This is a genomic window from Acetoanaerobium pronyense, assembly GCF_017874355.1.
Taxonomy (GTDB): Bacteria; Bacillota; Clostridia; order Peptostreptococcales; family Filifactoraceae; genus Acetoanaerobium; species Acetoanaerobium pronyense.
Window position 1 is genome coordinate 1 of the sequence record NZ_JAGGLI010000010.1, and the last position, 23,393, is coordinate 23,393.

General features: G+C 34.4%; 19 protein-coding genes and 2 other annotated features. Of the genes, 9 read left to right on the forward strand and 10 right to left on the reverse strand.

What is annotated here, in order from left to right; translation table 11 throughout:
* Nucleotides 1–66 precede the first annotated feature (66 nt).
* The gene (locus J2Z35_RS05490) at nt 67–510 is read right to left on the reverse strand and encodes a DUF3841 domain-containing protein (RefSeq protein ID WP_209660303.1); all 444 of its coding nucleotides are present in this window, start codon (nt 508–510) and stop codon (nt 67–69) included.
* 255 nt (nt 511–765) lie between these two features.
* Here J2Z35_RS05490 and J2Z35_RS05495 point away from each other — a divergent pair, with 255 nt between their 5' ends.
* Both J2Z35_RS05495 and J2Z35_RS05500 read left to right on the forward strand, forming a co-directional pair.
* Nucleotides 766–1,755 (forward strand): ornithine cyclodeaminase family protein, encoded by a 990-nt coding sequence (locus J2Z35_RS05495; RefSeq protein WP_209660305.1) that lies wholly within the window; start codon nt 766–768, stop codon nt 1,753–1,755.
* A gap of 18 nt (nt 1,756–1,773) precedes the next feature.
* A complete protein-coding gene (locus tag J2Z35_RS05500; protein WP_245330780.1) occupies nt 1,774–2,886 on the forward strand; it encodes a DUF3810 domain-containing protein in 1,113 nt (370 codons plus the stop codon).
* A 112-nt stretch (nt 2,887–2,998) separates the two neighbouring features.
* On the opposite strand, the gene J2Z35_RS05505 is transcribed toward J2Z35_RS05500, so the two are convergent.
* A complete protein-coding gene (locus tag J2Z35_RS05505) occupies nt 2,999–3,589 on the reverse strand; it encodes a biotin transporter BioY (RefSeq protein WP_209660309.1) in 591 nt (196 codons plus the stop codon).
* Between the two features lie 314 nt (nt 3,590–3,903).
* Here J2Z35_RS05505 and J2Z35_RS05510 point away from each other — a divergent pair, with 314 nt between their 5' ends.
* The 3 genes from J2Z35_RS05510 (at nt 3,904) to J2Z35_RS05520 (ending at nt 9,047) form a co-directional block, all read left to right on the forward strand.
* Nucleotides 3,904–6,210, forward strand: coding sequence for a bifunctional diguanylate cyclase/phosphodiesterase (locus J2Z35_RS05510; RefSeq protein ID WP_209660311.1), 2,307 nt, complete (start codon nt 3,904–3,906; stop codon nt 6,208–6,210).
* Nucleotides 6,211–6,302: 92 nt separating this feature from the next.
* The gene (gene pepF / locus J2Z35_RS05515) at nt 6,303–8,123 is read left to right on the forward strand and encodes an oligoendopeptidase F (RefSeq protein ID WP_209660313.1); all 1,821 of its coding nucleotides are present in this window, start codon (nt 6,303–6,305) and stop codon (nt 8,121–8,123) included.
* Between the two features lie 57 nt (nt 8,124–8,180).
* Nucleotides 8,181–9,047 (forward strand): radical SAM protein, encoded by an 867-nt coding sequence (locus J2Z35_RS05520; RefSeq protein WP_209660315.1) that lies wholly within the window; start codon nt 8,181–8,183, stop codon nt 9,045–9,047.
* Nucleotides 9,048–9,191: 144 nt separating this feature from the next.
* Here the strand turns inward: J2Z35_RS05520 and J2Z35_RS05525 are convergent, their stop codons facing one another.
* Nucleotides 9,192–10,775, reverse strand: a complete 1,584-nt coding sequence (locus J2Z35_RS05525; RefSeq protein WP_209660317.1) for an ABC-F family ATP-binding cassette domain-containing protein — start codon at nt 10,773–10,775, stop codon at nt 9,192–9,194.
* 467 nt (nt 10,776–11,242) lie between these two features.
* On the opposite strand from J2Z35_RS05525, the gene J2Z35_RS05530 reads away from it, so the two are divergent.
* Nucleotides 11,243–12,544 carry a DEAD/DEAH box helicase gene (locus J2Z35_RS05530; protein ID WP_209660319.1) on the forward strand — a complete coding sequence of 434 codons (1,302 nt, stop codon included), beginning with the start codon at nt 11,243–11,245 and terminating at the stop codon, nt 12,542–12,544.
* Between the two features lie 106 nt (nt 12,545–12,650).
* Here J2Z35_RS05530 and J2Z35_RS05535 read toward each other — a convergent pair whose 3' ends face one another.
* From J2Z35_RS05535 to J2Z35_RS05565, 7 genes are all read right to left on the reverse strand, one after another.
* On the reverse strand, nt 12,651–13,190 hold the full coding sequence (locus tag J2Z35_RS05535; protein ID WP_209660321.1) for a GNAT family N-acetyltransferase: 540 nt from the start codon (nt 13,188–13,190) through the stop codon (nt 12,651–12,653).
* Between the two features lie 185 nt (nt 13,191–13,375).
* Nucleotides 13,376–14,563 carry an acetylornithine transaminase gene (locus tag J2Z35_RS05540; RefSeq protein WP_209660323.1) on the reverse strand — a complete coding sequence of 396 codons (1,188 nt, stop codon included), beginning with the start codon at nt 14,561–14,563 and terminating at the stop codon, nt 13,376–13,378.
* Between the two features lie 10 nt (nt 14,564–14,573).
* The gene (argB, locus tag J2Z35_RS05545; protein WP_209660325.1) at nt 14,574–15,428 is read right to left on the reverse strand and encodes an acetylglutamate kinase; all 855 of its coding nucleotides are present in this window, start codon (nt 15,426–15,428) and stop codon (nt 14,574–14,576) included.
* A gap of 10 nt (nt 15,429–15,438) precedes the next feature.
* Complete coding sequence (gene argJ, locus J2Z35_RS05550) at nt 15,439–16,659, reverse strand: bifunctional ornithine acetyltransferase/N-acetylglutamate synthase (RefSeq protein ID WP_209660326.1); 1,221 nt, start codon at nt 16,657–16,659, stop codon at nt 15,439–15,441.
* Between the two features lie 13 nt (nt 16,660–16,672).
* Nucleotides 16,673–17,719 carry an N-acetyl-gamma-glutamyl-phosphate reductase gene (gene argC, locus J2Z35_RS05555; RefSeq protein ID WP_209660328.1) on the reverse strand — a complete coding sequence of 349 codons (1,047 nt, stop codon included), beginning with the start codon at nt 17,717–17,719 and terminating at the stop codon, nt 16,673–16,675.
* 80 nt (nt 17,720–17,799) lie between these two features.
* Nucleotides 17,800–19,116 (reverse strand): argininosuccinate lyase, encoded by a 1,317-nt coding sequence (gene argH, locus J2Z35_RS05560; RefSeq protein ID WP_209660330.1) that lies wholly within the window; start codon nt 19,114–19,116, stop codon nt 17,800–17,802.
* A 13-nt stretch (nt 19,117–19,129) separates the two neighbouring features.
* Entirely contained in the window at nt 19,130–20,407 is a 1,278-nt protein-coding gene (locus J2Z35_RS05565) for an argininosuccinate synthase (RefSeq protein WP_209660332.1), read from the reverse strand.
* A 163-nt stretch (nt 20,408–20,570) separates the two neighbouring features.
* Nucleotides 20,571–20,791: a binding site (T-box leader), on the reverse strand.
* 268 nt (nt 20,792–21,059) lie between these two features.
* Here J2Z35_RS05565 and J2Z35_RS05570 point away from each other — a divergent pair.
* The 3 genes from J2Z35_RS05570 to carA all read left to right on the forward strand — a co-directional run bounded on the left by J2Z35_RS05570 (nt 21,060) and on the right by carA (nt 23,388).
* The gene (locus J2Z35_RS05570) at nt 21,060–21,515 is read left to right on the forward strand and encodes a GNAT family N-acetyltransferase (RefSeq protein WP_209660334.1); all 456 of its coding nucleotides are present in this window, start codon (nt 21,060–21,062) and stop codon (nt 21,513–21,515) included.
* Nucleotides 21,508–21,861 carry a GIY-YIG nuclease family protein gene (locus J2Z35_RS05575; RefSeq protein WP_330623397.1) on the forward strand — a complete coding sequence of 118 codons (354 nt, stop codon included), beginning with the start codon at nt 21,508–21,510 and terminating at the stop codon, nt 21,859–21,861. Before J2Z35_RS05570 ends, J2Z35_RS05575 begins: the two co-directional genes overlap by 8 nt.
* A 205-nt stretch (nt 21,862–22,066) precedes the next feature.
* Nucleotides 22,067–22,287 (forward strand) — a binding site (T-box leader).
* Nucleotides 22,288–22,335: 48 nt separating this feature from the next.
* The gene (gene carA, locus J2Z35_RS05580) at nt 22,336–23,388 is read left to right on the forward strand and encodes a glutamine-hydrolyzing carbamoyl-phosphate synthase small subunit (protein ID WP_209660336.1); all 1,053 of its coding nucleotides are present in this window, start codon (nt 22,336–22,338) and stop codon (nt 23,386–23,388) included.
* Nucleotides 23,389–23,393 lie beyond the last annotated feature (5 nt).

Consider the following 23,393-nt stretch of genomic DNA (forward strand, 5'->3'; position numbering starts at 1 on the left):
CATTTGAGTAGAAAACTAAAATTAAGAACTTTTATTGTGGAATTTTCTAATTTCTGAATTAAGAGCCTAAATTATTTTTTTATGAATAATTCGGGCTTTTATATACATCTCTTCTTGATATTTTTTAAGGTCTTCAGGGTTTTTGGCAACATAATGATGATTAAGGACATAGTCCCATTTTGAACCATCAAAATATATAACTTCACTTTCATCTATTTCAAGTTCATAAACAACAGTGCCTTCTATGGCCGGAAGAGTGTTTTCTGGACTCACAGAGCACCATATGGGATATTCTACTTTTTCAGGCTTTGGAACCATAGAGCTTGCTTCAGCGACAAACCATTTATAAAGCTTCGTATAGTAGGTTGTTATATCGTGATAATTTTCATAAAGATAGTTATATTTAATTCTAAAAACACCATCTGTCTTCAAATCATTAAGACTATGCTCATGCTGCCTTGTCCAAAGAATTGCTTTTCCGTTTTTAGATAAAGGATTTTGAGGATTCATCAGATTATCTCCTTTTATAGTGTTTTATTGAAACTTATATCCATTTATTAGGGAATAATTCAGATTATAATAAAAATGATACAGATATGAATAAATACACATGATTATAAGATTATATGTTATGGCTATACATAAAACATATAAAATTATGATATAGTAGATTTAGAATATATAATTAAAATTTTGAAAATACTTTAATATATAACTAGATTTTTAATTAAATAAATATAGATAAGATAAATTGGAGGGATAATTTTGATTATATTAAATAAAGAAGAGATGAAAAGAGCAGTTACTATGAAAGAGGCTGTAAATCTTGCCTCAGAGGCACTTAGACTCTATACTAGCGGAAAAAGTAATATACCTCTTAGGACAGGAATCAATATAGAAAAATCAAATGGGAATGCACTTTTTATGCCTGGATATGTAGATGAAATTCATGCTGCTGGGATAAAGATAGTATCAATTTTTCCAGATAATCATAAAATTGGATTACCTGCTGTGCCAGCTAGCATGATTCTTTTAGATGCAAATACAGGAGTAGTATCAGCAGTGATGGACGGTACCTATCTCACTCAACTTAGAACAGGAGCAGTTGCAGGATGTGCAACTGAGCTTTTATCAAGAAAAGATTCAAAAATAATGGCTCTAATAGGTACAGGGGGACAAGCCAAAGCCCAAGTAGAGGCTGTTCTTTCAGTAAGAAATATAGAGGAGATAAAAGTATTTGATTTATCAAATGATGAAGCAGAAGCTTTTGCAAGTATGCTAAGATATGAGCTTAAGGACTTTCAGGGCAATATAAAGACCTCAAAGACATCTGTGGAATGCATAGAGGATGCAGATATCATAACAACTATTACCACATCAAAAATTCCTACATTCGATGGCTCAAAGGTAAAACTTGGTGCACATATTAATGCCATGGGCTCCTACACTCCTGATAGCAGGGAGCTTGATGAAGTTATTTTAGATAGAGCTTCTCTTATATATCTTGATACGCTTGATGGAGTACTTTCTGAGGCTGGAGACTTTATTATACCTATGGAAAATAAAAGATTTTCAAAAGAAAAGATAATGGGAGAGCTTGGAGAGCTTATACTTTCCAAAACAAAATCAAGGGAAGATGAAAATCAGATTACGGTATTTAAAAGCGTAGGTACAGCAGTACTTGATATTGTGACAGCTAAGGGTATTTATGAAAAAGCAAAGAATATGAATATGGGAAGAGAAGTTACTCTATAAGCGTGTAGGAGAATGATTATGTTTCTAGAAAAAGCATATAGTAGAAGGAAAAAAATAGAAATTCCAGTATCATTTGCAGTTCTTGGAATTGCTTTATGTACATTTTTTTTAGGAATTTTATTTGAACAAAGACAAGATATTTTGGAAAAATATTTTTCCCTAACTATAAATAAATGGATAATCCAAGGAATAAACATAATTACAGGAATACTTCCATTTTCTTTAGGTGAGATACTATATGTATCTCACCTTATTGCAATTCCATTTGTATTTTTTCTTCTAATATACAAGATGTTTAAAGGAGGGTTTTTTAAATTTTCAGGAAAAATCATTCTTTATATTTCAGCACTGTACATACTATTTATGTTTTTATGGGGATTTAACTATAGCAGAATATCAATTGCACAAATGATAAACCTAGAAGTTTCTATGTATACAAAGCAGGAGCTTTATGACTTGAATCTAGCTCTTGTAGAAAAAGCAAATAATCTTAGAACTCTAGTTGAAGAAGATGAAAAAGGTTTAATGACAATTTCTGGAGGATATAGGGATGTATTTTTAAGGGCAGATAAAGGATTTGAAAATGCGGGAGAAAAGATAAGGCCTCTCTCGGGAAGATATGGAAAGCCAAAATCAATTGCCCTATCAAAGCCTATGTTATATACAAGAATCACAGGAATGTATTTTCCTTTTACAGCAGAAGCAAATGTAAATACAGCCATACCACATCTACTCCTTCCTGCAACGACTCTTCATGAGATGGCCCATCAACGAGGAATAGCAAGAGAGGATGAAGCCAACTTTGTGGCATATCTAACAGGGAAGCTACATCCGGATTTTGATTTTCAGTATTCAGCTACGATTCTTGCACTCTTTAACTCTATGAATGCACTTTCAAGAGAAGACTCTGATTTAGCACGTGAGGTTGCAAGTCTTTACTCAGAAGACTTAAGAAGAGATATAGTAAGTTATAGAGAATTTTGGAGAAGATATGAAGGTAAGACTTCAGAGGTTGCAGAAAGGGTAAATGATAGTTATTTAAGAAGTAACAGACAAGATGATGGAGTAAAAAGCTATGGACGGATGGTAGATTTAATGATTGCTCATTTTAAAGCTAATAAGATTATTTGAAATAATTACTCATATCTCAAACTAAAACCCTAGGCTATTCTAAAGTATAGACAATTAGAATAGCTTAGGGTTTTTTATTTTAGAGATATCAGTTTATGATTATTTGTTATAACTATGCGGCCACTTTATTATTTGATGGCATTAGATTGGATTTTTTAAGTCCATTTCTCACATAGTAAGCTACAAATGCTCCCAAGCTTACCTTTACAAAATCAGAGGCTATAAAAGGAGTTACGCCACTAGCGATTGCTTGAGGGGTAGTAAGGCCAAGCACAGCTTTAAGCTGAAGCGCTCCTATGATATATATTACTGCAAGTCCTACAATCATTGAAAAGAATAATATGAAAAATTCGCTTTTCTTTCCATTAGCATATCTAGAAAGATTTTCTACTAAAAATCCGATTACAAAAGCTCCAATTACAAATCCGATTATGTATCCTCCAGTTGGGCCAAGGATTACGCCTATTCCGCCTCTTCCCCCTGAAAATACAGGAAGACCAATAGCTCCTAGAAGCATATATACTCCTTGGGATATAAATCCAAGTTTTTTTCCAAGGGTAGCTCCGGCCATAGCAACTCCCATTACATGTAAAGTTATTGGAACAGGTGTAAATGGAAGGGGTATTGCAATAAGGGCAAGCACACATGTCATTGCAGCAAATATAGCTGAAAGTATAAGTTCTTTTGTGGTTAAAATTTTCATCTTTTCCTCCTGATTTGAGATTTCCTGCTTCTTAGCAAAGGAATATTTTTAAAATATAGAAGATATATTCTTTATATTATGAATTATATAACCTACAGAAAGAAACATCAACTATAAAAATATCGAGGTTTACAATAGATTTTGCAAAAAATGTCGATATATATTAGGATATATACGTGGCACTTATTTTTTAGAAACGGTTATATAATATTTAGAAATAAAGTAAAATATAATAGGAATTAAAATATACAGATAAATCTAATATAAATTATATGCTTTGTGAAAGGGAAAATATGAAATCCATTAGAACCCAAATGTCAATATATATGATAATTATGGCAGTTTTACTATTCCTAAGCCTTGGACTAGTAATTAACCATAGACTTCAATCTCTTCCTGAAGAGATAAAAAATCAATATCAGGAAATTACAAGTTCTAGAGCGGATGAAGTAAGCAAGGAGCTTGAAGGGTTAAGTGAGCAGATTAGAATGATTTCAAGGTCATCTGTAATTTCTTCTCTGGATATGGATGTGATAAAACCATTTCTTCTTTCTATATCAGATGGAAGTAAATTTAGAAATCTAACTATTTCTGATATTGCAGGGAGTGCATGGACTACTTATGATGTAGAAATAGATATATCATCTCAGGAGCAATTTCAAAGAATAATTTTGGGATCAGAGAATGAGCTTATTTCTCGTCCCTTTAAAAGCCCATATATAGAGGGCGCACCCATAATTACAATTTCTCATGCAGTGAAGCAAAATGGACAGACAATTGGTCTTGTAAATGGAGTAATATCTACAGAGTTTTTAAACCAAATAGTACGTGAAATAAATTTTAAAAGGACAGGCTATGCATGGATTGCAGATGAACAGGGAAGAGTTATCAGCCATCCATCGAGAGTAATAGATAATGAAACTTCACTTATAGATGTGCTAGGTGACAGGTCTGTAAAAGATAAAATACTTAGTACAAGTGAGGGGATAAACCTGTATAAAGAAGATACAGGGGAAGAATTTATTGTAATTCATTCCAAGATAGAAAGCTCTCCAGGGTGGGTATTTTTAATGTCTTTATCCCAAGAAGAGGCATATATGGAAGTAAACGCTATTTATAAATATTTGGAGATAAGCTTTATTATAGGCCTTATAATTGTAATAATATTTGCTATCATTTATTCAAATACAATCTCCAAGCCAATAATGAACTTGAAAAAGGTATTTGAAAAGGCATCCAATGGAGATTTTTCAGTAAGAGCTGATGAGTCTATAAAAAATGAGGTGGGAGATGCAGCTAAAAGCTTCAATAAAATGCTGTATCAGATTAAAGAGCTTACCTATAAAGACACTATAACGGGTCTTTACAACTATAATAGTTTTTTAATTGAACTTCCCCATACGTTAGAATATTTTAGAAATATCCATGAAGAGCAAAGTGGATATATTGCAGTGGTTTCTGTGGATGATTTCAAAAAGATAAACAGTATTGGAGGCTATGAAACTGGAAACATAGTTTTAAAAAGGCTTTCAGATTCAATAAAGGGGTTTATAGGTGATGGAGAATTAATTGCAAGGTATTTTGGAGATGAAATAATACTGTTTCTAGTAGATAAAAATCTTGAGGAAATTCATATAAGACTCAAAAGACTAAAAGCTATATGCTGCACGCCTTTAGAGATTAAAGGGATTGAATATAGGCTCAAGGTGAGCATAGGAGCAGGTCTTTTAGAATTTACAAACAATAGAGTTGAAGATGTAATACACCATGGAACAATTGCAAAATTAAAGGTAAAAAAGCTCGGCGGAGATGGGTATGAGATATACAACGAAGATATAAATCATGCTATCAAACAAGAGCAGGAAATAGAAAACTCCCTTTATCATGCCCTTGAAAATAAAGAATTTTACCTTGTGTATCAGCCTATAGTGGATATAAGGACAAATCAAATAGTAGGAAATGAAGCTCTCCTTAGATGGGACAACAAGGATTGGGGACATATTCCCATTTATTATATTATAGAGCTTATGGAGAAAAAAGGAATTATTGTAGATGTAGGAGAATGGGTGCTTACTGAGGCATGCAGGCAAAATAAACTATGGCAAGATAAAAACTTAGGGGATTTTAAAGTCTCAGTAAATCTTTCCCCTCTTCAGCTTGAAGATATGGGATTTATGGATAAGATTCAAAAAGCACTGGAGCTTACGGAGTTAGACCCTAAATATCTGGAACTTGAAATTACAGAATCAAGTGCAATGACTAATGTAAAGGACAAGCTTGAGCAAATTAAAAAACTCAAAAATATGGGGATAAAGATTTCCATAGATGACTTTGGGACTGGGTACTCATCCCTTTCCTATCTTACTCAGCTTCCTATTGATACCTTAAAAATAGATAGAAGCTTCGTGAAGGATATGGTATCTGATGGTAATGCAAAGGCCATAATTAGCACTATTATTACAATGGCAAAATCCTTGAATATAAAAGTTACTGCAGAGGGAGTGGAAACTGAAAAACATCTTGAGATGCTAAAATCAATGGAGTGCGATAAGATACAGGGATATCTTGTAAGCAGGCCCTTAAAGCCAGAAATACTTGAGTCCCTACTTAAGCAACTGTAGATGCTATTTATTTTATTAAAGATTAAATCAAAATAAAAGGGGAATCTTAAAGCTTATAGCGTTAAGATAAAAGATAAAGGGGGAGAATAGTATTGGACACTTCAGTTTTAAGAAGAGAAGAAGTAGATAAATCACTTACATGGGATTTAGGTGCTCTTTATCAGAGTGAAGAAGAGTTTGAAAGAGATTATAAAGCAATCGATGAAAAATCCAAAATTCTTCAGCAAAGTTTTAAAGGAAAGCTATCTGATCCTGAAACTATAGCAAGTTGCCTAGATTCTTTGAGGGAAGTTTTGGAGCTACTTGGAAAAGCTGGTACATATGCTTTTCTGGAGGTTTCTGTGGACCAGTCAAACTCTTCAAATCAGGCAAGGCAGGGAAGATTTAATAACCTTCAATCAAAGGTAGCAGCAAGGCTGAGCTTTATTAGAGGTGAAATACTAAATCAAAATAAAGAAATCATAGAAAGTGCGATTGAACTTTCTAGTTCAAACAAAAACTATCTAAATGAAATAATGAGATTCAAGCCATATATCCTTCATGAAGAGACAGAGAAGGTCCTTGCAGGTCTATCTTCAGTTTTGGAGTCCCCATTTGCTATATATAGTAAAGCTAAGCTTGCAGATCTTGATTTTAAGCCCTTTAAAGTAGGGGAGAAAGAGTATCCCCTAAGCTTTGTAATTTTTGAAAATCACTATGAATATGAAACAGATAAGGATATAAGAAGAGAGGCATTTAGAGCCTTTTCAGAGCAGCTAAAAGCATATCAGCATACTATGGGAGGAACCTTTGGAACCCAGGTTTTAAAAGAAAAAATCCTTTCAGACCTTAGAGGGTTTGAATCTGTGATAGATAGCCTTCTTTTTCCTCAAGAAGTGGATAGAAGTCTTTATGATAGGCAGATAGATATTATTATGGAAAAATTAGCTCCACATATGAGAAAGTATGCAAAATTTTTAGGGGAAATTCATAATATAGAAAAGCTAGAGTTTGCTGATTTGAAGCTGACAGTAGACCCAGACTTTGAGCCAAGTATATCTGTAGAGGAATCAAAGGATTATCTTTTTAAAGCTTTGTCTATATTTGGAGAAGATTATCTTGATATGATAAAAAGAAGCTTTGATGAAAGATGGATAGATTTTGTTCAAAACAAAGGAAAAACAACAGGAGCATTTTGTGCAAGTCCTTATCTAAGCCATCCCTTTGTACTGATTAGCTGGTCAGAGAGGATGAGAGAGGTATTCGTCCTTGCACATGAGCTTGGACATGCAGGTCATTTTTATCTTTCCCACAAAAACCAAAATATTTTTGATTCTAGGCCATCCCTTTATTTTATAGAGGCTCCATCTACTATGAATGAAATGATAATGGCAGATTATCTTATGAAAAAAGAGGATTACCTGAGATTTAAAAGATGGGTTTTATCCTCTATGATAAGTAGGACATACTATCACAACTTTGTCACCCATCTTCTTGAAGCTCATTTTCAAAGAGAGGTTTATAAGATTATAGATTCTGGAGGGAGCGTGCAGGCCTCTGACCTTAATAGATTAAAAAGGGAAAGCCTTGAGATATTTTGGGGAGATACAGTAAATATAACAGAGGGGGCTGAGCTTACATGGATGAGGCAGCTTCATTATTATAAAGGTCTTTATCCATACACCTATAGTGCGGGCCTCACAGTTGCCACAGCTGTAATGAAAAGAATAAAAGAAGAAGGAAGTCCGGCAGTAAATGACTGGATGAGTGTACTAAAAGCAGGAGGGACTCTAAACCCAGTGGAGCTTGCAAAGCTTGCTGGAGTTGATATTACAACTGAAAAACCTCTACTTGATACAATAGAATATATTGGAAATATAATAGATGAGATAATTAGTCTTACAAAAGAGATTGAAAAAACAAAAAATCTATAGAATAGGACGCCTCTTTCATGGGGCGTTTTAAGTTTTATTTATAATACGGAGGGAATCATGAAGTACGAAGGAAGTATATATAGACCACCAAGTGAGGCAAGAAGTCTTATAGTTCAAGTTGCAGTTGGATGTGCCCATAACAAATGTACATTTTGCAGTATGTATAAAGATAAGAGCTTTAGAATTAAATCATGGGAAGAAATAAAAGAGGATCTTGACGAGGCTAGAGAAAATTACAGATATATAAAGAGAATATTTTTAGCAGATGGAGATGCTCTAGTACTTCCTGCCAAAAAATTGATTCAAATACTTGATTATATTAAAGAAATTTTTCCTGAGTGCGAAAGAGTGGGTATATATGCAGCCCCAAAGGATATACTTCTAAAGTCTGAGGAGGACTTAAAAGCCCTAAAGGAAAGTGGTCTAGGAATAGTGTATATAGGGATTGAATCAGGGGATGACCAGATACTTAAAGATATAGAAAAGGGAGTCTCTTCTTCAGAGATAATAAGCTCTGGACAAAAGCTAAAGGCTGCACAGATTCCTATATCGATTACACTCATCTCAGGAATAGGGGGAAAAGAGAAAACTAAAGAGCATGCTATCGAATCTGCAAGGGTTGTAAATCGTATAAATCCTGAATATGTGTCGTTTTTAACACTGATGCTTGAAGAGGGTACTCCTCTTTATGAAGACTGGCAAAACGATAAGTTTTCACTTCTTAGCCCCAAAGAAGTTCTTGAGGAGATAAGGCTCTTTATAGAAAATACAGATTTAAAAGGCTCTATATTTAGGGCAAACCATGCATCAAACTATATATCCTTAGGAGGGATACTTAACGAGGAAAAAGATGAATTGCTTAAAAATATAGATGAGGCATTGTCAGAGGATTTTTTCAAGCCTGAGCATTTAAGAGGGCTTTAGAGTAAGTGGAATTGCTTAAAATAAATATGAAATTACTCAAAGCAAAAACATGGTATTGCCTTTGGCAATACCATGTTTAATAGATTGTAAAAATATAATATTTAAAAGTAATAAGGATTAAAGCAGTTTTGGTCCTTAACTGATTTAAGCTTGCTCTAGGTATTCATCGTATGTCATTAGATAATCCTTTGAACCATCCTTTGTAAGCTTTATGATTCTATTTGCGATTGTCTGCATAAACTGATGGTCATGGGATGCAAAAAGAATATTACTCTTATAGTCCTTAAGTCCATTATTTAAAGCAGTGATTGATTCAAGGTCAAGGTGATTTGTAGGTTGATCTAGCATGAGTACATTTGAGTTGCTAAGCATCATTCTAGATAGCATACAACGAACCTTTTCTCCTCCAGAAAGTACGTTTACTTCCTTTAGGGCTTCTTCTCCAGAAAACAGCATTCTTCCAAGGAATCCTCTTATATATGTCTCGGCTTTTTCCTCAGAAAACTGTCTTAGCCAATCAACTATGCTAAGGGTGCATCCTTCAAAGAATGAAGAGTTGTCCTTAGGGAAATAAGATTTAGTTATTGTAACCCCCCACTTGAATGATCCACTGTCTGGCTCCATTTCGCCAGATAGAATTTCAAACAATGTACTAATCATTAATTCACTTTCACCTAAAAATGCAATCTTGTCACCTTTTCTTACTGTGAATGATACATTATTCAGTATCTGCTCTCCATCTATAGTCTTTGATAGATTCTCTACCATAAGTATGTCATTTCCAACTTCTCTATCCATAGTGAATCCTACATATGGGTATCTTCTTGTAGAAGGCTGGATTTCGTCGATATTTATTTTATCGAGCATCTTTTTTCTTGATGTAGCCTGCTTTGACTTAGATGCATTTGCACTAAATCTCGCAATAAAGTCCTGAAGCTGCTTGATTTTTTCTTCTTTTTTCTTATTTTGATCCTTCATAAGAGAAAGGGCAAGCTGACTAGACTCATACCAGAAGTCATAGTTTCCTACATACAGCTTGATTTTTCCAAAGTCCACGTCAGCCATATGAGTACATACCTTGTTAAGGAAGTATCTATCATGGGACACTACTATTACAGTACCCTCAAAGCCTATAAGGAACTCTTCAAGCCATTTTATAGCATTTACATCAAGATGGTTAGTAGGCTCATCCAGAATAAGGATTCCTGGTTTTCCAAAAAGTGCCTGAGCAAGAAGTACTTTAACCTTGTCAGACCCTTCAAGGTCTTTTACATTTTTGTAATGAAGGTCTGTAGAGATTCCTAGACCCTGAAGAAGTGAAGAAGCTTCTGATTCAGCTTCCCAACCATCCATTTCAGCGAATTCTCCTTCAAGCTCAGCGGCTTTTATACCATCCTCATCAGAAAAATCCTCTTTTGCATATATTGCATCTTTTTCCTGCATAATCTGGTAAAGTCTTTCATTTCCCATTATTACAGCGTCCATTACAGTATATTCATCATATTGATAGTGATTTTGCTTAAGTACAGACATTCTAGTATTTGGAGCAACTGATATTTCTCCTGAATTTGGTTCGATTTCAGAAGAAAGGATCTTTAGAAAAGTTGTTTTTCCGGCGCCGTTTGCACCTATTACTCCATAACAGTTTCCTGGTGTAAATTTAAGATTTACATCTTCAAAAAGTTTTTTATCTCCATAACGGAGTGCTAAATTAGTTACAGTAATCAATTATATATTCCTCCAGTTGTTTATTCATGAAAATGAAATACACACACGATTTCTATTCTATCATATAAAACAAATAAAATGAATACTATAAAGACAAAATTTTCCACAGAAAAACAAAAAATATTTGTGGATATGTGGATAGAATACTGTGATTTATGTGGATAAGTATGTGAATTTACATAAAATCAACAAAAAAATTGTGGATATAAGTTAATAATCAGTAATTAGTAATTTTTAAATTTACTTACAATTTTAGGACTATAAAAATCATTTGATGAAAAAAAACTGTTAATATGGTAATATAAAATTTTATTATTAGTAAAAAAGACTATTCACAATAACAAAAGTATTAAGCTATTAAAAAATGGATTTATGGATTTTTCGAAGGGATAAATAAAATCCACACCTTAGTGAGCTACTTTAAAATAGATAACCAAATTTATGTTTTATATTGAGAGGACAAAATTATGATAAAAGATTTTATGGAACTTGGAATAGAAAAAGAAATGACAGATAGACTTGAAAAGCTTAAGATAACGACTCCAACCCCTGTGCAGATAAAGTCTATACCATATATATTAAAGGGAAGGGATGTAATTGCTCAGGCCCAAACTGGGACAGGAAAGACCCTTGCATTTTTACTACCAATCCTTCAAAGCATAGACCCATCCGCAAATGAGATTCAAGCCCTTATAATAACTCCAACTAGAGAGCTTGCAATACAAATTACAGAGGAAGCTCAAAAGCTGATATCTGTAAAGGGGATAAATGTCCTTTCTGCCTATGGGGGGCAGGATGTTGAAAAACAACTGAGCAAGCTAAAAGGAAATATCCATCTCGTAATAGGAACACCAGGAAGACTTCTTGATCACCTAAAAAGGGGAAGCATAAACTTAGACAACCTCCAAATGCTAGTTCTTGATGAAGCGGACCAGATGCTTCATATGGGGTTTATAGAAGAGGTGGATGCAATACTTAATTTTACCCCAGATGAGAAGCAGGTAATGTGTTTTTCAGCAACCTTAAACAAAGATGTAAAAAAGTTAGCCAAAACCTATATGCAAGAGCCCCATTATGTAAGTGTAAAAAGTGAAAACGTAACACTTGATGAAATAGAGCAGATAATAGTAAAGACAACAGATAGAGGAAAGCAAGACGCTCTATGCAAAATGATAGATGAGCAGCAGCCCTTTATGGCTATAATATTTTGCAGAACTAAAAGAAGGGTGAGGAATCTAAATGAAGCTCTAAGAGCAAGAGGGTATAACTCTGACGAGCTTCACGGGGACTTGAGTCAGGCAAAAAGAGAAAAGGTTATGAAGGACTTTAGAAATGCAAAGGTTCAGCTTCTTGTAGCTACAGATGTAGCAGCTAGAGGTCTTGATATAGAAGGTGTCACTCATGTATATAACTACGATATGATGCTAGATACAGAAAGCTATATCCATAGGATAGGGAGAACAGGAAGAGCAGGGGAAAAAGGAGTTGCAGTTACGTTTGTGACGCCAAAGCATAGTGCCTCTTTAGAAAAGCTTGAAGGTGATATAAAAGCTGATATAAAGAAAATAGAGATGATAAAGCATCATAATAAAGAAGAACATTTTAGAAGAGGAAATAAGGAAAGCGAAAATTCTGGAGATAAAAATAAAAGAGGAAGAGAAACCCAGGGAAATAAAGAAAAAAAGGGAATGACTTTTAAGGATTTTTTAGATAAGGAAAATAAAAGGGGAAGAAAAGGAAAGAGAAGCCCTAAAAAAAACAAGCTCTAAAAGAAGCTAAAAGACCTATAAAAATTAATTAATGATAAACCTAAAACATCCTAGATTTTATAGCTCTTTTAGGAGTCTAAATAATCTAGGATGTATGTGTATAATTTTACGGCTCAAATATAAGATCTTCAATTGAAGGCTGCTTATATTCTTTTTTTAGAATAGACATAACTACAAGGGAATCAAAGTTTCCGTTATAGAGGATGCATTCTCTAAGAAGACCTTCTTTTTTGAAGCCCTCTGATTTATATAAATTGATAGCGCTATAATTATATTCCTTAACATCAAGCCATAGCCTGTGAGCATCAAGGATTTCAAAGGCAAGCTTTTTGATGAGATTTAGAGATTCTCTTCCGTAGCCATGACTTTTTTTGCTAATGACTACCCTCATAAGCTCGATTGCTTTATGGGGGCTTTTTGCTCCAGCAACTATAGCATAACCAACCTTCTCAAAAGATTCGTTTTCAACTATAGTTATATGCAAGATATCAGGGTTTTCCATGGCTTCAATATGCTGAGCCTTAGTCCATTGAAACACGTAAGGCGCGTTATGAGGATCACTTTCTGCTTCTATGATATAGTCAATATATTCTTCCTTGGAATAGACAAGGGATATGCTTTCACCTTGTATGAGTATACTTTCCATATATGGCACCTTCCTTTTCTAGAAGATAGCATGAGCCTTTGCTCAAATAAAGATACACCTTCTAGAATATTTTACCATATTTTCAAGTCCAGTTTCTTAAGAAAAGGTTACATGTGGATATAGTTATAAAAGATAAGGCAAATAATCTTAGAATGTATGGAAGAAAATATTGCTAATAGCTAAGTTTACCTATAAAACTCTAAGATATTATCTAGAGCAGATATAAGGAAATCTATTTCTTCTTTATTTATTATAAGGGGAGGAACAAATCTAAGGACATTTGATGCTGTGCAGTTAATTAAAATGCCTTTCTCTAGCCCTTTTTTTACAATCTCACTTCCTTCTATTTTTAGCTCTAGACCAAGAAGCAGTCCTTTACCTTTTACAGTTTTTACAATGCTATGCTTTTCCTTTAGTTCATTTAGCTTTTCTATAAAATAAGTAGATGTATCACATACGTTTTTTAGAAATCCATCCTCAATAATTGTATTTAAGGTTGCAAGGGCTGCAGCGCAGGCAAGGGGATTCCCGCCAAAGGTACTACCGTGGTCTCCTGGCTCAAAGGCTGAAGCCACTTCATCAGTTGCTATAATTGCACCTATAGGAAAGCCGCTCCCAAGTCCCTTTGCAAGGGAAACTATATCTGGAGTCACACCGTAGCTTTCATAGGCAAATAAATTTCCAGTCCTACCCATTCCGCACTGTACTTCATCGAAAATCAAAAGGACATTATTTTTCTGGCAAATCTCCTTTACTTCCTCTAGATATGAAATATCAGAAGGGGTTACTCCACCTTCTCCTTGTATAGGCTCTAAAATCACTGCGCATGTATTTTCTGTAATTAGCTTTGCAAGGGACTCTATATCATTGAAGTCTGCAAAGGAAAATCCTTCAGGACAAGGTCCAAAACCCTCTTGATATTTTTTATTTGAAGTCATGCTAAGGGTAGCTAAGGTTCTCCCATGAAAAGAGCCTGACATAGCTATTATATGATTTTGATGGGAACCATATTTTTTATAGGCATATTTTCTAGCAAGCTTTACTGCAGCTTCGTTTGCCTCTGCTCCTGAATTACAGAAAAATGCCTTATCTGCAAAAGAGTTTTCTGCAAGGAGCTTTCCTAGAGAAATCTGATTTTCTATCCAAAAATAATTTGAGATATGAATTAGTTTTTCAGCTTGATTTTTTATGGCATTAACTAGATTTTTATGCCCGTATCCCAAAGAGTTAACCGCAACTCCTCCTAAAAAATCTATATATTCCTTCCCATCTTTATCATATACCTTGCAACCATCTCCTTTTTCAAAACAAATTGGATATCTTCCGTAGTTGTTCATAAGATAGGTTTTACCGGTGTTTATAATATTTTCCATAGCTTCCTCCCTATGCGGTAATCATAGTTCCAATACCATCATTTGTGAATATTTCAAGAAGTATAGAGTGGTACTCTCTGCCATCGATGATGTGGCATCTTTCGACTCCACCTGCAACAGCACTTGTGCAGCAGTTTATCTTAGGAATCATACCACCTGTTATTACTCCGTTTTGTATATATTTTTGAGCTTCTGCCTTGTTTATATGGGATATAAGGGTTGATGGATTTTTGTAATCCTCCATAACACCCTCCACATCTGTTATTAGGATTAATTTTTTTGCTTTAAGGGATGTAGCTATAGCTCCAGCAACTTCATCTGAGTTGATATTATAACTTTCTCCATTTTTTCCTATTCCAATTGGAGATATTATAGGAACATATCCCTTTTCTATTACAGATGTGATAAGGTCTGTGTTTATTTTTTCTATTTTTCCTACAAATCCAAGGTTTTTATCTCTTTGACTAGCCTCTATTATTTTTCCGTCCTTACCGCTAAGACCAAGAGCTTTTACATCATTCATATTAAAAAGAGAGACTATCTGAGGAGCAATGCTTCCAAGAAGTACTAGCTCTGTCATTTTCATGGTTTCCTCATCTGTGACTCTAAGTCCATTTACAAACTGAGCTTTTTTGCCAAAGTGATTCATCATCTTTGTGATTTCAGGGCCTCCTCCATGAACAGTCACAGGGTTTAGCCCAACATATTTTAAAAGGGATATATCTCTTATAACGCAGTTTTTTAGCTCTTCATTAATCATTGCATTTCCGCCATATTTTATGACAACTGTTTGATTATGAAATTTTTTTATATAGGACAGGCTTTCAAGAAGGACGTGAGCCTTATCCTTAGCCGACAAAATCATAATATGCCTCCTATGCTATTGGAGCTGAGTTTATCTTTACATAATCATATGAAAGGTCGCAGCCCCAGCCTACAGCTTCTTTATCTCCAGAATTGAGGTTAACAATTATTTTCAAATCCTTATTTTTAAGTATCTCTGAAGCTTCTGTTTTAGAGTAATCTAGGGCTTTTCCCTTGGAAAACATCTTTACAATGGCATTATTTGCCCCTATAGAGATATCAATACTGTTTATATCTATATCAGCACTGCAATAGCCTATGCTGCAAAGGATTCTGCCCCAGTTGCTCTGCTCTCCAAATAAAGAGGTCTTTACAAGGTTTGAATTGAGAATGGATTTTACGGCTAGCTTAGCATCTTCTTCTGTTGGGCTTTTAATTACCTGTACCTCTATAAATTTACTGGAGCCCTCACCGTCTTGTACTATGGATTTTGCAAGATATTCATGTACAAATTTGAAGGCTTCTATAAATTTATCCTTTTGGGGATGGTCATACTCGATTTCCTTATTTGATGCAAGACCATTTGCCATACATACAACCATATCGTTAGTACTTGTATCCCCATCAACTGAAATCATATTGTAAGTAAGCCCTGTCACTTCTTGGAGTAGATTTTGAAAAAAAGTCGGCTCTACCTTTGCATCTGTAGTTAGAAAAGAAAGCATGGTAGCCATATTAGGATGTATCATTCTTGAACCCTTTGCCATTGCTCCAATAGTTATTTTTTTACCATCAATCTCAAGCGCAACGCCAATATTTTTCATGTTTTTATCTGTTGTGAGTATAGCCTGAGCAGCATCTAGGCCTCCTTTTTTAGAAAGGGCCTTAACACCGTCCTCTATTCCGACTTTTACTTTGTCCATAGGCATTGGAACTCCTATGATTCCAGTTGATGATACTATTACATTTTCCTTTGAAATAAGAAGCTTTTTAGATGTAAGCTCTACCATAAGCTCTGCATCCTTCATGCCTTGTTCACCGGTACAGGCGTTGGCATTTCCGCTATTTACCACAATTACTTGGGCATACTTGTCTTCAATATGTTTTTTTGAAACGACAAGAGGTGCTGCGATAACCTTGTTTTTAGTAAATACTGCTGAGCATACAGCAGGGCATTCGCTATATATTATAGAAAGATCTTTATTTTTTTCTTTAATTCCGCAGTGTACTCCACTAGCTAAAAAACCTATTGGAGATGAGATATTACCATCAAATACTTTAAAGTTTTTCATCCTTTACCTCCACTTAAGGCCACAGAGGCATCTGCTCAAGTCCTGAATTTTCCTTAAGATTAAAAAGCAAATTCATATTTTGAACAGCTTGACCAGCAGCTCCTTTGATTAGATTATCTATAGCCGATACTATTATTATTTTTCCTGTTCTTTCATCAACCTTAAGACCGATGTCACAAAAGTTGGATCCACTCACACCTTTGGTTTGAGGAAGCTCTCCCCTTGAGAATAATCTTATAAAATATTCATCCTTATAGTAGTTTCCATAGATATCTTCAAGGTCGTATTGAGTTACTCCCTTTTTATTGTCAGCATAGATAGTGCTTAAAATACCTCTATTTAGAGGTACTAGGTGAGGAGTGAACTGAATAGAGGCCTCTTCTTCTGCAAAGGCTGCAATCTCCTGCTCTATCTCTGGTATATGTCTATGCTCTCCTATACTATAGCCCCTTATGTTTTCATTACACTGGGAAAATAGATTTGAATCCATAATATTTCTTCCAGCTCCAGATACTCCAGATTTTGAGTCTGCAATTATTCCCTTTGAAGATATTATATTTTCCTTAAGCAGGGGATAAAGGGCAAGGAGTATACTTGTTGGGTAGCATCCAGGATTTGCAATCACTGTAGATGATTTTATCTTTTCTCTATATATCTCTGTAAGCCCATATACTGCACTCTTTAGCTCTTCCTTTGCATTATGGGTAGTCTTATACCACTTTTCATAAAGAGAAGGGTCTTTTATTCTAAAATCTGCAGAAAGATCTATGATTTTTTTTCCTTTTGAGATGCAAACCTTTACTGCATCCTGACTTAATCCGTGGGGAAGAGCACAAAAGACTATGTCCACTTCATCCAAAAGCTCTGACTCAAATATATTTATAGATTTACAAACTTTATCTAATTTGTTTTTCAAGTGAGGATAAGGATTAGTATACTCCTCTTTATCATATGTTCTTGAGTCTAAAAATTTTATGTTTACATCCTTGTGGGAAGAAAGGAGTCTTACAAGCTCTGCTCCTGCATATCCAGTCGAGCCTAAAATACCTGCATTTATCATATTTCACCTCAAAATCCTGTTTTTTCTTCAAAAAAAGTCATGGGTGGCAGTTTGAACCCTGCCAAGCCATGAGCATATACTTAAAGCATATCCTTTTTAGTTCCCATTTTCATAAAAGAAGATGATTTGATGTAGTTATAAATATCCTCATCAACAAGCTGAGTAAATTTTTTCAGCTCATTTAAATCAAGGTCATCTATTTCGCATTTTTTTTCTTCACAGTATTTTACAGTTTTTCCAACTATCTCATGGGCATCTCTAAATGCAGCCCCCTTCTTAACCAGATAATCGGCATATTCTGTAGCGTTTAAGAATCCTCCTTTTATAGCTTCTGAAAGAACCTCTTTTTTTATGTGCATTGTTTTTATTACTCCACTTACAATTGTGATGCAGTCAATCACAGTATCAAGGCTTTCAAAATAGTAAGTCTTATCCTCCTGCATATCCTTGTTGTAGCTTAGGGGAAGGGCTTTCATGACTGTGAGTATTCCCATAAGATTTCCGTAGAGTCTTCCAGTTTTCCCTCTGACTAGCTCAAGGGAGTCAGGGTTTTTCTTTTGAGGCATAATGCTGCTCCCTGTGCTGTATGCATCATCGAGCTCCACAAATGAAAATTCTTTACTGGAGTAGATTATAAGCTCCTCGCTGAGTCTGCTAAGATGCATCATCAGAAGGCTAAAGTGGCTTATCATTTCGATTATATAATCTCTATCACTTACGCTATCTAATGTATTTTTTTGTACTTCCTTAAAACCTAAAAGACTGCTTGTAAGATCTCTATCTATATCATAGGTAGTTCCAGCTAGTGCGCAGCTTCCAAGGGGAGAAGAGTCCATTATAGAAATTGCACTTTCAATTCTTTTGATATCCCTTTGAAGCATTTCATAATAAGCCATAAGATAGTACTTAAATGTAACTATCTGAGCTCTTTGAAGATGAGTATAGGCTGGCATAGGGAAGTTTGAAGTACTGGCTTTTTCTTCAATCACATCAAGTAGAGCTTTTAAAGCGCTTATGACATTATTTGCCGAAAGCTTTACATAAAGCTTCATATCTGTTGCTACTTGGTCATTTCTACTTCTAGCTGTATGAATTTTTTTTCCAGTAGCTCCTATTTTTTCCGTTACTTTATATTCCACAAAGGTATGGATATCTTCAAAATCTCCATCAAGAACAAGTTTATTTTCTTCAATCTCAGTTTCAACCTCTTTAAGTGCATTTATCATTAGATTTTTTTCATCTTCTGTTATTATATGGCACTTGCAGAGCATGGTTACATGGGCTATAGAGCCCATTATATCCTGCTTATAAAGTCTTGAATCTATAGAAAAAGAGCTGTTGAACTTGTCCATAAACTTATCTTCTTGTTTTTCAAAACGTCCACCCCAAAGTTTCATATATTCCTCCTGTTTAGTACTGTATATTTTCTGATATTCTTACAACCCAGTTGTTTGCAGATACCTGATTCTCAAGTGAATTAATTTCATTTTTTTTCTTCATCATAGTCTGTATTTTAGTAGGAAGGGAGAAGAGATTTATAAATCCTTCAGCATCCTTTTGGTTATATAGGTCACTTTCTCCAAATGAAGATATTCCTTGATCATAAAGTGCATAAGGGCTATCTATAGAAGATGGCATTATATTTCCTTTATAAAGCTTTACCTTTACAACTCCACTTACGAATTCTTGAGTCTTGTCAAAGAACGCATCAAGAGCTTCTTTTAAAGGGCTAAACCAAAGTCCATCATAAACTAGTTTTGAGTACTCTATAGACATCATAGATTTTGTATGAACTGTATTTCTGTCTAGAGTTAGAGTTTCAAGAAGTTTGTGAGCTTCTATTAATATGCTTCCACCTGGAGTTTCATATACTCCTCTTGACTTCATCCCCACAAGACGATTTTCTATCATATCTAGGACTCCGATTCCATGATTAGAGCCTATAGCGTTAAGAGATGTGAGTATTTCGTGAGGCTTCATTTTTTCTCCATTTACTGATACTGCTTCACCTTTTTGAAACTCGATTTCTACATACTCAGATGTATTGCTTGCCTTTTCAAGGGTTTTGGTCATCATATAAAGTATGTCATCTTTATGCTCGTTATTTGTATCTTCAAGATCTCCACCCTCATGACTTATATGAAGTAGGTTTTGATCTCTTGAATATATTTTTTCTTTTGTACAAGGGACTTTAATACCTTTTTCCTGTGCATAATCTATTGCATCTTCACGGGATTTTATATCCCAGATTCTCCAAGGAGCAATTACTTTTATTGAAGGGTCAAAGGCTGCTATACCAACTTCAAATCTTACCTGATCGTTTCCTTTTCCGGTACATCCGTGGCATATGTAGGCAGCACCTTCCTTGTGTGCTATCTCTACAAGCTTCTTCGCCATTAAAGGTCTAGCAAGGGATGTTCCAAGAAGATATTTGCCTTCATATAAAGCATTTGCTTTTATAGCCTTGTATACATAGTCCTTTACAAACTCATCAGTAGAATATTCTACATAAACCTTTGTTGCCCCAGATGCTATAGCTTTAGATTTTACTTTTTCCATATCTTCATCTTGCCCAACATCTATACAAGTCGCTATTATCTCTGCATCGTAGTTTTCCTTAAGCCATGGAATTATTATTGATGTATCAAGTCCACCAGAATATGCAAGTACGATTTTATCTTTTTTCATTTTAATTTCCTCCTAATTGAAATTTATCTATTTTTTTAAATCTTATTTTTAAATTTTCAAAATTATAAGTATAAATAAAGTTTTTATTTAGAGTTGCCTTAGTTTTTTTATATTCATATAGATAACCTCGCTTTTTTACAATAAAAAAATCCGTCTCCTGAAAACAAGAGACGGATATATATCCGTGGTACCACTCTAATTGAAGACGTTCGTGCACAAACGTCAACCACTCGAAACTTTTAACGGTTGTTACCGTGCCTTTATACTACTCTTCCAAAGGCATCCTCAGGGGCCCTCTTCAATCAAGTTAGACTACCGATCTTCCACTCTGTATCGGCTCGCTGGAGACATACCTTGACTTACTGTTCCCTTCTTAGGACTGAATTTGCAATTTTTTATGATTATAGAGGCATAGCATACCCCTTGTCAACAATAAAAATAAAATTTTATAACTAATGATTTTTAAAATGTCCTATAATTTCATTAAAATTTACCTTATATATCTTTAAAAAAACATTTTCCCATCCAAGGAAAAAAATTAAAAAAACTTTTTTTAATTTTTAATTTTTCCCTGTGGTTTTAGGTCGATTATTCAAAAAAATAATAATTTGCTGTGATATACTTTTAAATACATAAGGATTGGAGGAATGAAATGAAAACTATTATAAAAAAATTTGAAGAGCTAAGCACAAGAGAATTATATGAGATATTAAGGCTTAGGGTAGATGTATTTGTAGTAGAGCAAGAGTGCGCATATCCTGAGATAGACGGAAAGGACATAGGCTCTATCCAACTTTATTTTGAAGAAAATAGTGAGATCATCGCATATATGAGAATACTTCCAAAGGGAATGAGCTATGAGAGCGCATCACTTGGAAGGGTTATTGTAAAGGGAAATCATAGAGGGAAAAAACTTGGGAACCTTCTTCTTGAAGAAGGACTTAAATATATTGATAATGTCATGAAGGAGGATATAGTTACTATAGGAGCACAGGAGCATCTTGAAAATTTTTATGAAGAATTTGGCTTTGTAAAGATATCTCCCATGTATCTTGAGGATGGAATAAAGCATATAGATATGAGAAGGGAAATTTCCAAAGGTGAGTGAAAAGTTAAATGATAATAGTAATGGAAAATTAGAGGATTTTGCAAAAAAAGATTCTAGTGATTCCATAAAAAAATACTATGTATATATTTTAAGGTGCATAGACAGTACTCTCTATACTGGTTATACAGTTGATTTAAAAGAGAGAATCAAAAAACATAATATGGGAGTTGCATCTAAGTACACAAGAGCAAGGCTTCCAGTGGAAATGGTTTATTCTGAAGAACTAAGCACAAAGAGTCTAGCCATGAAAAGAGAAATTCAGATTAAAAAATTTAAAAAAGCCGAAAAAGAAAATATGATTAAGAAAAATATGATTAAAGAAAATTTAAATAAAGAGCTTAAATAAAGAACTTAAATAAAAAAACTAAATACAGATAATATTCTCTAAAACTAAAAATTAGGAAATTCAAAAAAATATTTTTTTCACGTGGAAAAATCACGAATTATCAATAGCTTGATGACTATGATTACTTAGCCAAAAATATTTTTTTAAAAAAACCCCTTGACTTATCCCTCGGAAAATCATTATAATTACCCTTAAAAAATAATCAGAAAATCCTGAGATGGGAAAAGTAAATTGAGGTATGTCTCCAGCGAGCCGATACAGAGTGGAAGATCGGTAGTCTAACTTGATTGAACAGGGCCCCTGAGGATGCCTTTGGAAATATAGTATAAAGGCACGGTCACCGCCGTTATGGTTATGAGAGGATAGTATAGAAACTTATACTGTCAATTAGAGTGGTACCACGGACATATAAGCTTCGTCTCTTTTTGGAGATGAAGCTTTTTTTGCGGAATAAATCAATGGAAGGTGGATAAAATGAAGGCTAAACTAATCTTAGAAAATGGACTAATCTTTGAGGGAAAAGGGTTCGGACACCTTGAAGATACTGTAGGTGAAGTAGTTTTCAATACTGCTATGACAGGATATGGAGAAATTCTTACAGACCCATCATATTACGGAGAAATCGTGGTAATGACATATCCTCTTATAGGAAATTACGGGATAAACTTTGATGACTATGAGTCTAAAAAATGTCACCTTAAGGCTCTTGTGGTTAAAGAAAGATGTGAAATTCCAAACAATTTTAGATGTGAACTTGACATAGACACATATCTGAAAAACCAAAAGGTAATTGGAATTGAGGGAATTGACACTAGAGCACTTACTAAAATAATTAGAGAAAATGGGAGTATGAAGGGCTATATAGCCCTAAGCGAAGTAGCAGAAAATGAGATAAAAGAGAAATTAAAAGGATTTTGTAACAAAGATGCCATAAAAAAGGTGAGTGTCAATGAAATAATAACAGTTTCAAATGGAAATGGACACCACATAGGGATATGGGATTTTGGAGTAAAAGAGAATATAGTAAGAGAATTTGCAGCAAGAGGTCATAAAGTTACTAAGCTACCATACGATATTACCGCTAAGGAAGTTGAAAAGTTAGGACTTGATTTACTATTCTTATCAAACGGCCCTGGAGACCCAAAAGACTTATCTAGTGTTATAACCAATATAAAAGGCCTTGTAGGAAAAATTCCTATAGGGGGAATATGCCTAGGTCACCAGCTTCTGGCCCTTACCTTTGATGGAAGTACTGAAAAACTAAAGTATGGACATAGAGGTGGAAACCATCCAGTAAAAGACATGGAAGAAAATAAAATATACATTACATCTCAAAATCATGGATACCACGTTGATATAGTACCTAAGGATATGGCTATAACCCACGTAAACCTCAATGATAATACGGTAGAGGGAATGAGACATAAAAACCTTCCAATATACAGCGTACAGTTTCACCCTGAGGCCTGCCCAGGACCAAAGGAAAACACATATATATTCGACAAATTCATAGAACTTATAGCGTAGGAGGA